Below are 13,283 nucleotides of genomic sequence, written 5' to 3'. Positions count from 1 at the left end.
TTACAACCCATCCCAAATCTTATACCATAAGATTTGGGATGGGTTCTTACAAGATCTCCAGGCACGCAAAACCTTTGCGAATGGCGGCCACTTCTGGGTCAGCTGCGTCTTTCGGGCAGACATAGGTTTGCTCCAGTTCATCGAGCGCAAACCAGCCGAACGTGCTGTGGTCTTCCGGGTGAAGCCGGATGTTTTCAAGCGGGTCGGTAAACTGTGCAAAGTAAATTACCTCTATGGAATGGCACTTTTTCACTTCGTTCATGTAGGTAAATACGTCGAGTACTTCACCAATATTTACGTGCATACCAAACTCTTCCATGACCTCGCGCGCTAATCCCTCACACATATCTTCGCCGTAGTCTATGTGTCCGCCGGGTAGCTCCCACACACCGGGCAAAAACTTTTTCGTGTCGGCGCGGCGCGCCAGAAACACCTGCTTCACCTCACTTTCTTTACGCCATATGAACGCACAGGCAGTAAACACCTGCTGCCCCTCCGCCAGTGTCTCACTATCATGCTGCCCTGCCCCCATTACCTTTTCTTGTACACATCTCGTCTATGTTCTATGTGTAAAATTTCTATGGTGTCATGGTTCACGTCAAACACAACTCTATAATCTCCAATTCGGTAGCGATACGACCCGGCTGCGGCATTAATGAGCGGTTTTGCGTGTCCCAGTGGCATAGGAGAATGAGTATAGAACTGCAGCTTGCTCCCTATTCGCTTTCTGAGAAGTGGGTTGAGTTTTAAAAAGTCTTTCTCCGCTCGTCGTGAAAATATGATTCGCATATTTACTGGTTCATTAGCTCTTCAAGCGTCACAGTATTGCCAGCGGTTATCTCGGCTCGTGCATCTGCGACTTTTTTGATAAGCCTCGGGTTGGTAGCCGCAACATAATCTTCATATTCGTCCCGACTAATCATAACTACTCCGCTCCCGCCACGCTTATTGACCACCACAACACCGCCATTTTGGGCAACAGTAAATGCATCGGCCAAATTTGACCGTAGGTCTGCCACATTTGTTTCAGTAATACTCATATATGTAATCCTTTCATGTACATTTCAAGTGTACGTTAATATACTAGGCGATGCAACCCCAAATTATTCCTCATATCGGAGGGATCTAGGAAAGCGTATTGGTTTTTACGCGCTAGTTTTGCTAGAATTTTTAGTGAGAAACGGGACGCCACTGCTGGATAGCGGAGGCCAGCCCGTTTTCTTTTTATATACTTTGTGATCTACTCAATCAGGCCCTTGCTTAAAACCAGGTGTTTTTCTTGTAGACTTCGTACCGTTTGCCGAAAGCATCGTGCAGCTTTCGTTCTTCGCCTCTTATTCTGCTCATTTCCAAGATAATCAATACTGCTACGGCGCCGAAGAGGTAATAGTTCGCCACAGCCAATGTGATGCCGATGAGCGCCAAGATAGAGAAATAGTACACCGGGTGCCTGAATCTGGCATATAGACCCGTTGTGACGAGTTCATTTGCATGAGCACCTATGGAAAAGTTATTGGCGAGCTGGACGCGGGCGGTAATCCACAGGGCAAATGCAGTCACTGCCAGTACTATGCCAACAATCTGCACGGCAGTAACGCCACTGCGAACCACGACATAGAAAAGGGTAAGCGATGCGATGCAATATGCCACCGGAATGAGGATTTTAAGCTGGTGTTTTTTCATGATGTTTCTTCTCGCAGTCTTTCGTGTGGTACAGCTTTTTGGGGTCGCGCTTGCAGGGTTCGCAAATGAGGACAAGGTCGTTGCAAGCGGGGTTCGCACAGTTTTCGTAGTTACTGGTTTTGCCCTTGCAGTGAATGCACTGGCCGATTACCTTGGCATGGTCACTAAAGTTCATACCCATACGGCCGTCAAATACATAGAGATTTCCCTCCCACAGCCCGTCGTCACCATATGCTTCGCCGTACTTTACGATACCGCCGTCTATTTGGTAAACGTCCTTGAAGCCACGCTGTTTCATCATGGCACTCAGTAGTTCGCAGCGTACGCCACCCGTGCAGTAGGAAATGACTTTTTTATTTTTCAGGTCATCGTATTTACCACTCTCTAGCTCTCTCTTAAAGTCGCGCGAAGTGCGTGTATCTGGTACTACCGCGTTTTTAAAACGGCCAACGGCAGCCTCGTACTGGTTACGTCCGTCAAAGAACACAACGTCATCGCCATATTGCGACACCAGCTCATTTACTTCGTGTGGTTTGAGGTGCGGCCCAGTGCCAACGACACCTTTTTCATCCACCTGTATTTCATCCCATGTTTCAAATGCAACGAGCTCTTTTTTAACCTTCACACTCATGCGCGGAAAGTTGTCTCGCCCACCTTCACTCCATTTCCATAGTATGTCTTTGAAGCCAGGAAATTCTTTTGTCTTCTTTACATACGCCTTAAGGTCTTCTATGTCTCCGCCCACTGTGCCGTTTATACCCTGCGAGCTCACCAGTATGCGCCCATGCAAGTTGAGCGAATCACACAACGTTTTTTGCCACAGCTTAAGCATTTCCGGGTCTTTGACTGGGGTGAACTTGTAGTAAAGGAGAATCTTTTGCATGGGTCTATTATACCGTACAATGTACCCATGACACACGATGACGACGCGGATGGGTTTCTCGGCATCACATACATTCCTCACGGGTCCGACCACCAGACAGACGATAGTAAAACCGAAACCAACAACAACGATACGGAAAAACCGAAACACACAAAAAAACACGCCCACAACGATTCAGATGAAATTGCAGCCCTCCACCACGAGCTTGAGGTAATAGAATCGCGCCTACAGGCTTACGAAATCGAAACAGAAGAACGTCTCAAGCATCTCGAACGTATGGCAGGCCACCCTATAACGGCCGAAGAAAAAGTGTTCCGCATACAAGAAGAATCTTAAAGAAGGACTCTTGTACTCCTCGCAGAGCCGGAATAAATCCGGCTGCGGCTGTCCTCCCACCTGAAAGCCTTCGCTGGCGCTCGGTTTGCGGCTCATTTTACTACTGAAAGACACTTCGCTCGTGTCTACATAAATCACCCGGGATAAAAATTTAGCAGATATAGGTTTCACTTCATTTTGTTATTGCATTTTGCTAACAGTGGTAGTATAGTTGTACGAATTACAAACCGTAACGGAAAGGGCGCTCATATCATGATAGACAGACTACAGACACCAAATACCGGCGCCACTACCGCGTACGGCACTCTTGTCTAAACCAGCACTGAACACTACGTGTTCACGCATAAACACCCTATACTAGAATAAGCACGGTCGACACCTGGAGGGTTGTACCCTATGAAAAAATCTGAAGCAAAACAAACTGGCATGAGAATTGCACTGCGCTACTACGTACAGTGCGTTCTACGGTACCCCCGCTACATGTGGGGCGTAGTGCTTGTTATGCCGCTCACTTCCCTCTTTGGGCGCTACATACCACCACTTATACTCGCAAACGTCATAAACCAGCTTACCCTAAAACACCCAACCACAGGGGTATGGGCAACATTTGGGGACGAAATACTCCTCTATTTTGTGGTGCTCCTTGTCGGCATTGGCTTGTGGCGCGGAATAGATTATTTTATGTGGCGGCTCGAACAAAACGTTCGCCAAGACATTTCTGAGCACGTCTTCCGGCACATGATGCGCCAAAGTCTTGATTTTCATGCGAATAACTTCAGCGGGTCGCTCGTGTCGCAAACCAATAAGCTCATAAATGGGTATATTCGTATCCAAGACAGTACTATTTACCAGGTGTACCCCATGCTTTGGGGGTTTGTATGGGCAACCCTCATTCTTGCACCAAAAGCACCGCTATATTCGGTGTTTCTGGTTGTATTAATTGTGCTTTTTATGGCAGTGTCTATGCTGCTCGCCAGAGGCATATTTGCGCACTTGTCACGCGCTGCTGCTGCCGAAAGTAAAGAAACGGGGCAGCTCGCCGATGCCATTACCAACATAGGTGTCATAAAAAGCTTTGCCCGACAGTCATATGAAGTCGACCGTTTTCACAAAGCCACCGATACGACACGCCGGTACGTGCGGCAATTTGCCCGTGCACACCAGCGGCAAATGAACATCATGGGCGTTATGAACCGAATCATCATTGGTGGTGCGCTTGTGGTTGCGCTCGTTTCGGTGGTGAGCCACGGTGCAGACGTGGGTACGGCCTTCCTCATTTTTAGCTACACTGCTACGATTGCCGAGCAGCTCTTTGAGTTCGGTAACGCAACGCTACGGTCTTACAACCGGGCTCTCAGCGACGCACAGGAAATGGCCGTAAAGCTCACACAGAAATCAAGCGTTGAAGACCCTCGCGTACCAGAACCACTTACCATACGCACCGGCGCTATCCAGTTTCGTGATGTCACCTTCATTCATAGCGGCGCCGATGATGCACTGTTTGAAAAATTTAGCCTCTCTATTGAACCGGGTGAAAAAATTGGTCTTGTTGGGCACAGCGGCTCCGGTAAGACAACGTTTACCCGCTTACTCCTCCGCTTTTCCGACATTCAGGACGGCGCCATTACTATAGACGGTCAGGATGTGTCGCACATTACACAAGAGGACCTTCATAGTGTTATTGCCTATGTTCCGCAAGAACCTCTGCTTTTTCACCGTAGCATTCGTGAAAACATTGCGTACGGTAACCTTGGAGCAGACGATGCGGCCATAAAACGAGCCGCCAAACACGCCCATGCTCATGACTTTATACGGACACTGCCAGCGCGCTACGACACGCTCGTCGGTGAACGCGGCGTGAAGCTGAGCGGCGGGCAACGGCAGCGGATTGCTATAGCGAGAGCCATGCTAAAAGACGCCCCCGTACTCGTCCTCGACGAAGCAACGAGTGCACTCGACAGTGAAAGCGAAGTGCTCATTCAAGACGCACTATGGAAGCTTATGGAAGGTCGCACGGCTATTGTCATCGCCCACCGGTTAAGTACCATTCAAAAAATGGACCGAATAGTTGTACTCGAAAACGGCAAAATAGTCGAAGAAGGACCGCACAAAACCCTTTTAGCGAAGAAAGGCACGTACGCGAAACTATGGGCTCACCAAAGCGGAGGGTTTATAGATGAGTAAAAAAGCGACAAATCGGTTTATTTCGCTGCGCTCGCTGATTGCATTTTGTCGGCCATACCGGTGGGGTATTTTTTTGACCATGGGCATTATGCTTTTTTCGGCTGGGTTACTTATGTTTATACCGGTTTTCATAGGGAAACTCGTTGGAGCAGTTGCTCAAAATCCGGTTAGTACACATGATGCCTGGTTTTATGCCTGGATGCTTATTGCGTGCAGCATAGGCCACAACCTTACGTGGCGAGCCGGTGAATTTGCGTACCGGCATTTTGTAAACCCGCTTAGTTTTCGCTACGAAACACATTTGTTTCAGGCGGTGATAACAAAACCCTATCCGTATTTCGTCGATAAATTTACCGGCAAAGTATCTTCCTACATATCGACACTGCGGACAGAGTTCCACACGCTCCTCGACCAAACGGTATTTAACTACACGAGTTCATTCATTAGCCTCGTTGCCATATTTTTCATATTAAGCTCAATCAATTGGCAAACTGGTGTCGTTTTTGCCACCGGCATCACCTGTATGTTCTTGGTTGGGAATTATACCTTGAAAAAAAGCATGCGTTACCAAAAGGTCGAGACAGATACAAACGCGACAAAAAACGGACATGTCATAGACGCAATTGCTAACTTTTCGAGCGTGAAAGCATTTCGCACCGAGGCCAGAGAAATACGCACCATAACCCACCACCGTGATGCAACCATCACCGCCAGCCGCCGGGCAATTTTATGGATAATCATATTTTGGGGAAGTATGTCGGTGTTTGTTCGTGATTTTATTTGGCCCGTCGTGGTCATCATGAACCTTATGTTTTTCCTGAATGGTAGTATTACCTTGGCCGAATTTACGACAATCCTCTCAACAGCGCTGCTCTTCACGACAACGGTATGGGACGCAGTGTACGACATATCGCAATTTGGCCTAACCATGGCCAAAACCGACGAGGCACATACCTATTTGTTCGGGAATAGTGTTGTCGGCCAAGAAAGTCACACTGTAGATATACAGCCCGCCAAGTTCGAAGACAGCTTTGAAGTGCGTAATCTGTCATTCGCTTATCCCGATAAGTCAGACACGACCGTTCTCCACAACATATCCTTCACCCTAAAACAGGGCGAAAAACTCGGGATTGTCGGAAGGAGCGGTAGCGGCAAGAGCACTATTACGAAACTGCTGCTTGACCACTACGATGTGCCGACCAACACCTTTTATTTTGACGGCAAACCCGTCACAAGCGGTTCGGTAGCAGAACATATTGCTTTTGTACCCCAAGATACAACGCTTTTTCACCGTAGCATAGCAGATAATATTGCCTACGCCGCAAGTCGTGAGGTTTCGCAAAAAGATATTCGCCGTGCTGCCACAGACGCAGAGGCAGAGGAATTCATATCGAAACTGAGCGAGGGCTACGATACGTTGGTAGGCGAAAGGGGCGTAAAACTAAGTGGCGGCCAAAGACAACGAATTGCGATTGCCCGAGCAATCGTACGTGATGCCCCAATTCTAGTTCTCGATGAAGCAACCAGCTCGCTTGATAGCGAAAGTGAGCGTCATATTCAAAAAGCTCTTGAAAACATGTGGCAACATAAAACCGTTATTGCCGTAGCCCACCGCCTCAGTACGCTCCGCCACATGAATCGTATCATCGTTATGGACAAAGGGCGTATAATCGAGGAAGGTACCCACGCTGAACTCCTTGAGCAAAATGGCACCTATGCCAAACTCTGGAACCACCAGTCAGGAGGGTTTATCGATGAGTAAAAAGCGACCCATGACACTCATTCGTTTCCGTTCACTCCGAAGTCTTCGCGGGCTTTTGGGTACAGGCGCAAGAGTATGCCGAGTCACTTGGAAGCTGTCGCCACGGACAGTGGCGAGATACTTTCTAGGAGCCTCACTCGAAATAGCCGGTAGCATACTGTCTATTTATGCGACCGCCCAGCTCGCGGCGGGGCTGGCGCGATTTGTCGGTGGCTCGGGAGATGCTTCTGGGCTGTGGTTTTGGCTATGGCTCGATATTGGGTGTGCCGTAGCGATTGCAGTGGGCTTTTGGCTGATGTCTGCCGCCAAGCGGATTTTGTACTATCGTATGGTCGCGTGGTCGACGTACTACTACCACTCTACTCTCTGTCGGCTTGTTATCACCGATTTTGAAAACAAAAACGTCCGCAGCCTCATCACCAAAGTTGCCGCCGGCTACACCTGGCAACTCTCCAATATCATGCAGTACATGCTCGATCTCATCTATGGGCTATTGCGGTTTGCAGCTATCACGGTAGTGGTGGCTCAGATCGCTTGGTGGGTGATACCACTGCTCGCAGTATTTCTCTTGCCCAGTCTGGTTTTGGAAAACAAGCTACAGAGTCTACAGTGGTTTGTGTGGGATCAAAAAGGCGATCATCGGCACATATTTTGGGGGCTAGAATGGCTCCTCCGCCGCGTGCGAGCTCAGATGGAACTGCGCAGTCTGCAATCTGGTACCTATGTGACCGAAAAACTCCGGCGCATGAACGAATCTTTCTACACCAAGCAAGAGCGCACTTTCCGACGGGCCAGCAAAAGGCTGCTCCCTGCCAAGGTCATAGAGGGTGTCGGTACGGCCGCTGGGGCAGTCTACTTGCTCAAGCAGTTTCTGGGAGGAGCGCTTTCGCTACATCAGTACTTTTTCTTGTCTGGCGCGCTTCTGCGTGTGGGCGGAGCGCTCAATGCGATTTTTGGCTCGCTCAATTATATGCAGGAACCGCTCATTTTTGCGCGCGATTATTTCCAGCTCATCGACAGACAGCCAAAACTCATTGATAAGCCAGACGCTCATCCACTCAAAACCAGTGGCCCACCGACAATCGAGTTTGAAAACGTCAGTTTTGCGTACCCCGGCAAAGACAGCGTGATCCTCGACAATGTCTCATTCTGTATCAAGCCAGGTGAGCACGTGGCGCTCGTGGGCGAAAACGGCGCGGGCAAATCGACGCTCATCAAACTGCTGCTGCGTTTTTATCGGCCGACATCTGGTCGTATTTTGCTGGAAGGCAAAGATTTGCAAGACCTAGCGATCGAGACATGGTATGCCCATGTTGCCAGCCTGTTTCAAGACTTTAACCAGTACACATTGTCGGTCCATGAAAACGTCTCGATTGGCCGTGCAGATATTGCGCCCAATCACGAAAAAATCTTAGCGGCAGCCTTAAAAAGCAACCTCGACGAAGTCGTCTCACTCTACCCACATGGCTACGATACGATGCTCGATAGCAGCTTTGAAAAAGGCATCGAGCCGAGCGGTGGGCAGTGGCAGCGTGTGGCGCTGGCGCGGGCATTTTACCGGGATGCACCAGTGCTTATCCTAGATGAGCCGACGAGTGCCATTGACGCCAAAGCCGAGTACGATATATTCAATAACATCTTTGCACACTACCAAGACCGAACCGCCATTATTGTCAGCCATCGCTTTTCTACCGTCCGACGCGCACACCGCATTATCGTCCTAGACGAAGGCAAAATAGTCGAGCAAGGCACTCATGCCGAGCTCATGAAACAATACGGACTATATCACGAACTCTTCACCAAACAAGCCGAGGGATACAAAGAATAGACAACGTACATGACGTTCTCGACCGCCCATCTCTACGTGACATAAATGTACGCAGCACAGGTTTCGGCTTAACCACCAAGCAGGACGGCTTATGTAGCGTCTATAAGACCCTGAGCTACATTAACCGCAAGCTGTACGGCCTTTTCTGGACGATGAGTAATGATGAATGGTACAAGTTTCCTCTCATCCAAATATTTTGTCGTGATTCTGTCTGTCCAACCACCATACCCTTTGAGTAGTATAATGGGTTTCTTCATCCGATAGGCGACAGCAAGTTCTTGGAGGGTACCTGCGCCACCCCCCAGAGAAATAATAACGTCGCTCATACCTATGAGTAGTGAAGGCCCCCGAAAACCAACATCAGTTGTTACCACCTCAACATCAATGTAGTCGTTTCCTGCAAATCTATCATCGCCCGCAATTTCGCCGACTGTCGTGCCTCCGTAGGCTTTTGCGCCTGCGCTGACTGCCTCCATGATCCCGCCCTTACCGCCACAGACAACAATACATTGCTGTTGCGCAAGCTGCTCTCCTATCTGTCTTGCTGCGGAAAACATGGCATCTAGCGGTTTTTTGTGCGGATATTCCTCGGGGCCAGCGGAGCCTATAACAGCAATTTGTGGTTTTTTCATGTATTTATCCCTCCTTATATATTTCTATTAGTGGCTCCAGTGCCCTGCTATTGTCAAATCTTCTTGAAGCATAGTCTGAAGCAACAAACGGTTTCTCTACAAATGTTCCGAATGAATTAACAGCTGGCCTTCCTCCCCCGTGCTGTCTGTACGTTATAGCAGCGGTGAGTGGGACTCCACCCAGTCGACGCGTCAAACGGCGAGAATCCCATGCGAGCCCAACACCTACCAGGGCCAGATCCGTGCACTTTAGCACTGCGGCGGCATATTCAATTGTTCGTCCACTTACGGCTACGTCGTCAATCAACCCTACTCTTCCCACTATTTCCAGTGGCTGAGCACGTAAGACTCGCTCTTCGCGGTGGCGGCTCTCGACCTCTAGGGCTACTTCTTGCTTTATGATGTGGCTGCTAGTAGGCCAATAACCTGTGATATCCTTTGCACTATTGCCTACGGCAACAAACAACATTTCTGGTTCATTAATATCGTCGTAAAGTCTTTTTGCAACCCTCTCAAGATTGATAGGCAATATACCTGCTTCAAGTCTTGTTGCGGCTGTCGCAACTGCCTCAAAATTACGATCAATCAACCAGCATGCAGTACCATGAGGTACCGTTATATGGACCAACGATTCGCGTAGGCAATCATCTAATCGCTCCCATTCGTTGGGGTGTGTAATCTCTAATCGATTCATTATTCCAACTCCGTGTCAGTTATTTCTAATCTAGAAAAAGTAGCCAGTGTTTGGACTATTGTATTCAAACAACATGTTATATAATAACATTATTATTATAGCATGGCGAATTTATTTGTGAATAGTTTTGGTTGCTCTGTTCATTAAAATGGAACAACTCGTAACATTAGATTTGTACTAACCCGAATTCCATTAGGCCACCCCATCTGTTAACAATGCTTGTTTGGCTTGGGATTCCAGCTGTCCCATGCGTCTCAGCTGGTATGCCAGTAAACACCACACATAATGAGCAAAGAAGCCCATAACTGATCTTGGCAGACTGGTCTCAAGCCCAAGCCTAAGCTTGAGTACTGAAAATGTAGTCTCAACTCTACCTCTGGCCTTGCGTAGAAAGTATTCCCACTTGCTCATCAGCTTTCTCATGATCTTCTTTACTCCTGTGAGCAGCCTCAAGCCCAAATCTTTTGCTACCTCTTGCCAGTTACTCCCCAGATATCCGGCATCTGCTACAATCATGCCGGTCAGTTCGCTCCAAACCAGACTCAAGCCCTTACGATCATCAACCGTGGCGGTAGTAATTCGCCAGGCCAATATCTGTCCCTCTTTGTCTACGACAAGGTGTAGCTTAAACCCATAGTACCACCCCATGGTACTCTTGCTCTTGGTCGCCATGCCAAGCGTCACTTTATGGGTGAACTCCCGTTTGATGTTGCAGACTGCCAGCTTGGTACTGTCAGCGCATTGCAAGCTAACGCCTTGTTTGCAGTGTTTACGGATCACTTCCAGGAATACGAGTGCATACCCTGTCAGGTTATGTACTGAACGCATGAAGTTTTTATACGTTGGCAGGTTGCCAACAGTAACGCCGTGATGATGAGATTTGAGATAGCGATAGTAATCCTTCCAGGATCTGTGGCCAGTGAAGAACTTGAACAGGATGAGGGATACGAGCATGGCCATCGGCAATTTGGTCTTTCTGGTTGGTGGATGGGTTTGATCTGGCATAGGCAACGACGGCGGCAGCTTTCGCAGCAATGCTTGATGGAAATCCCACACCACATCGTACAGACCAATTAAAACCATGGTATTATCCTCATCGGTAAGGGAAGCAAACTGCATTAAGAACTCCTTGTTTTTACTGTTTTGTTTTGACGAACAACTTCACCATACCAAAAAGAGCCACTAACGTGGCTCTTTTTAATGACGGGGGGAGCTACACTATCTGTTGTGGCCTAATGGAATTCGAGTTACTACCAAACTAATTCAAGATGAGCTGTTCCAACGAACACAGTACCAACTTTTGCCAGTAACAGGACTTGCTGGCTGCTCATTAACAGGTTATTCTTTGGGAGCCTCGGCTTCGGCGGCTGGCGCTTCGCCTTCAGCGCCTTCGGCGACTTCGGCGGCTGGAGCGGCTTCTTCGGCGTCACCGCCAGCTTCATCGTTAGCCGCAGCAAGTGCGCTTGGCTCAAACACGGTTGCGAGCGAGTGGTTTGGTTCTGTCTCAACAACCACACCTGCCGGCACTTCTAGGTCGGCTACGGTTATCTGGTCGCCAACTGCTACGAGTTTTTCGGCGTCATAGAATAGCTGGTCGGGCAAATCTTTTGGCAGCGCTTTCACCTCGACGGTGTCTAGCTGAGTCAAAACAATGAGGCCAGCGCGTTCAGCTGGGCTCGCTTCGTTGCCTTCGGCGTACCGAGGCGCAACAGGAATTTCGGCATCAACCTTCTGGTTTGCGCTCACGGCATTAAAGACAACGTGCGTAATGGTACCAAGGCGTGGGTCAAACGCTGCACTGCGGATAAGCGCAGTATACTTCTTGTCCCCCACTTTCAGTTCTACTGGGTGGTGACGACCTGCTTGATGAAAGGCCTTGGCTAGAGCCTGGTATTCTGCCTGGATATGAATGGAATCTTTGCCGTGGTCATGGATGACCGCAGGGACAACGCCTGTTTTTCTTAGGCGTTTCACACCCTTACCAAGTGTGTCACGCGGCTCTACTAGTAATGTAATAGCATCCGACATGTATTTCTCCTTTTATAGTCAGAACCCTAGTATACCACTGTTAGGCCAAAAAACGAAGCTGCGGTACAATAGCCGTAATGCTTGATTTTACGGAAATTGTCCGCACAGGCGGGCTACTCATACTCTTCCTCATCATTTTTGCCGAAAGCGGTATGATGGTCGGTTTCTTTTTCCCGGGTGATACCCTGCTTTTTAGCGCGGGCATACTGGCGGCCGCCGACCAGCTTCCCATAGTATGGACCATAGTAGTCATTGCTGCCGCAGCCATAATCGGCGACAACACGGGCTATCACATCGGTCGCAAGCTCGGACCACGGCTATTCAAAAAAGAGGATGGCCTCATCTTCCGCAAAGACCTCATTATGAAGGCTGAAAAATTTTATGAAAAATGGGGCACAAAAACAATGCTCGTTGCTCACTTTATACCAATTGTCCGCTCATTTGCCCCTGTTACTGCAGGTGCGGGCAAGATGGACTACAAACAGTTCGTCATATACGATGCCATCGGCGACATAGCGTGGGCAGCCAGTATTACTCTACTCGGCTACTATGTTGGCTCCCGCATACCAGGAGTAGAGCACTATATAGAACCAGTTCTGATTGGCATTATTCTCGTGACCCTTCTCCCGACCATATACCACGCCCTAAAAGATCCCAAAATCCGCGCCAAGCTGCTTCGCAGCAGAGTCAAGAGGCATGAGTCAAGAAGCATGAGTGAAAAATCCCAGGCGAAATCTACAGAGAAAAAATAGTAATCCTGGGTAGATTGTAGTTTTCAATTTTCAGTTTTCGGTTTTCATTCAGTTATCATTTTTAATTGATTATGCTTTGGAATGAGTACCTAGAGCGCTAAAATCTGATATATGCCAGATGTTAGTGCTAAATATCAGTTAGAGGAGCGAACGGCAAAATTTGGTGAAGCGGTCATTGTCTTTTGCTCTGCTACAAAACTGACACCCATTTCTCGACCACTGGTTGACCAGCTCATACGTTCGTCGACGAGTATTGGCGCAAACTATATGGAGGCAAATGGCGCCAGCTCACGAAAAGATTTTCGCAACAAGATACATATTTGCAAAAAAGAAGCACAAGAGACCCAACATTGGCTGAGGATGATGGGAGCGGCAATGCCTGAGAAAAAAGATGACTTACGCACGCTGTGGCAAGAGTGTCATGAACTCGTCCTGATTTTTCAAAAAATCACTACGACTTTGCGCCAATAACACAATGCATAATTGAACGAAAACTAAAAA

Annotated in this window: 15 protein-coding genes; 6 read left to right on the top strand and 9 right to left on the bottom strand. The window is 48.5% G+C overall.

Annotation, left to right across the window (positions count from 1 at the left end; genetic code table 11):
• Positions 1-46 precede the first annotated feature (46 nt).
• The 5 genes from IPP75_05735 to IPP75_05715 form a co-directional block, all read right to left on the bottom strand.
• Positions 47-532: an NUDIX hydrolase gene (locus IPP75_05735; protein QQS69382.1), complete on the bottom strand. Its 486-nt coding sequence runs from the start codon at positions 530-532 to the stop codon at positions 47-49.
• Positions 532-789 carry a type II toxin-antitoxin system RelE/ParE family toxin gene (locus tag IPP75_05730; GenBank protein ID QQS69381.1) on the bottom strand — a complete coding sequence of 86 codons (258 nt, stop codon included), beginning with the start codon at positions 787-789 and terminating at the stop codon, positions 532-534. The genes IPP75_05735 and IPP75_05730 overlap by 1 nt, the downstream gene beginning before the upstream one ends.
• Before the next feature lie 2 nt (positions 790-791).
• Entirely contained in the window at positions 792-1,040 is a 249-nt protein-coding gene (locus tag IPP75_05725; GenBank protein QQS69380.1) for a type II toxin-antitoxin system Phd/YefM family antitoxin, read from the bottom strand.
• Between the two features lie 220 nt (positions 1,041-1,260).
• Complete coding sequence (locus tag IPP75_05720) at positions 1,261-1,683, bottom strand: isoprenylcysteine carboxylmethyltransferase family protein (protein ID QQS69379.1); 423 nt, start codon at positions 1,681-1,683, stop codon at positions 1,261-1,263.
• Positions 1,664-2,566 (bottom strand): rhodanese-related sulfurtransferase, encoded by a 903-nt coding sequence (locus IPP75_05715; GenBank protein ID QQS69378.1) that lies wholly within the window; start codon positions 2,564-2,566, stop codon positions 1,664-1,666. The genes IPP75_05720 and IPP75_05715 overlap by 20 nt, the downstream gene beginning before the upstream one ends.
• A 27-nt stretch (positions 2,567-2,593) precedes the next feature.
• Here IPP75_05715 and IPP75_05710 point away from each other — a divergent pair, with 27 nt between their 5' ends.
• From IPP75_05710 to IPP75_05695, 4 genes are all read left to right on the top strand, one after another.
• Complete coding sequence (locus IPP75_05710; GenBank protein QQS69377.1) at positions 2,594-2,902, top strand: hypothetical protein; 309 nt, start codon at positions 2,594-2,596, stop codon at positions 2,900-2,902.
• A gap of 396 nt (positions 2,903-3,298) precedes the next feature.
• Entirely contained in the window at positions 3,299-5,086 is a 1,788-nt protein-coding gene (locus IPP75_05705) for an ABC transporter ATP-binding protein (protein ID QQS69376.1), read from the top strand.
• Positions 5,079-6,848: an ABC transporter ATP-binding protein gene (locus IPP75_05700; GenBank protein ID QQS69375.1), complete on the top strand. Its 1,770-nt coding sequence runs from the start codon at positions 5,079-5,081 to the stop codon at positions 6,846-6,848. Before IPP75_05705 ends, IPP75_05700 begins: the two co-directional genes overlap by 8 nt.
• A 109-nt stretch (positions 6,849-6,957) precedes the next feature.
• A complete protein-coding gene (locus IPP75_05695) occupies positions 6,958-8,676 on the top strand; it encodes an ABC transporter ATP-binding protein (protein QQS69374.1) in 1,719 nt (572 codons plus the stop codon).
• Between the two features lie 89 nt (positions 8,677-8,765).
• Here IPP75_05695 and IPP75_05690 read toward each other — a convergent pair whose 3' ends face one another.
• The 4 genes from IPP75_05690 to IPP75_05675 form a co-directional block, all read right to left on the bottom strand.
• Entirely contained in the window at positions 8,766-9,308 is a 543-nt protein-coding gene (locus IPP75_05690; protein ID QQS69373.1) for a TIGR00725 family protein, read from the bottom strand.
• A gap of 4 nt (positions 9,309-9,312) precedes the next feature.
• Positions 9,313-10,002: a hypothetical protein gene (locus tag IPP75_05685; protein QQS69372.1), complete on the bottom strand. Its 690-nt coding sequence runs from the start codon at positions 10,000-10,002 to the stop codon at positions 9,313-9,315.
• A 192-nt stretch (positions 10,003-10,194) separates the two neighbouring features.
• Positions 10,195-11,121, bottom strand: a complete 927-nt coding sequence (locus tag IPP75_05680) for an IS982 family transposase (GenBank protein QQS69371.1) — start codon at positions 11,119-11,121, stop codon at positions 10,195-10,197.
• A gap of 219 nt (positions 11,122-11,340) precedes the next feature.
• Positions 11,341-12,030, bottom strand: a complete 690-nt coding sequence (locus tag IPP75_05675) for a 50S ribosomal protein L25 (GenBank protein ID QQS69370.1) — start codon at positions 12,028-12,030, stop codon at positions 11,341-11,343.
• Between the two features lie 77 nt (positions 12,031-12,107).
• Here IPP75_05675 and IPP75_05670 point away from each other — a divergent pair, with 77 nt between their 5' ends.
• Positions 12,108-12,782: a VTT domain-containing protein gene (locus IPP75_05670; GenBank protein ID QQS69369.1), complete on the top strand. Its 675-nt coding sequence runs from the start codon at positions 12,108-12,110 to the stop codon at positions 12,780-12,782.
• 111 nt (positions 12,783-12,893) lie between these two features.
• A complete protein-coding gene (locus tag IPP75_05665; GenBank protein QQS69368.1) occupies positions 12,894-13,253 on the top strand; it encodes a four helix bundle protein in 360 nt (119 codons plus the stop codon).
• Positions 13,254-13,283: the final 30 nt, after the last annotated feature.

It is taken from the genome of Candidatus Saccharibacteria bacterium, assembly GCA_016700375.1.
Classification (GTDB): Bacteria; Patescibacteriota; Saccharimonadia; order Saccharimonadales; family UBA4665; genus JAGXIT01.
The sequence above is the reverse complement of the archived record's forward strand: the minus strand, read 5'-3'. Positions and strand labels throughout refer to the sequence as shown.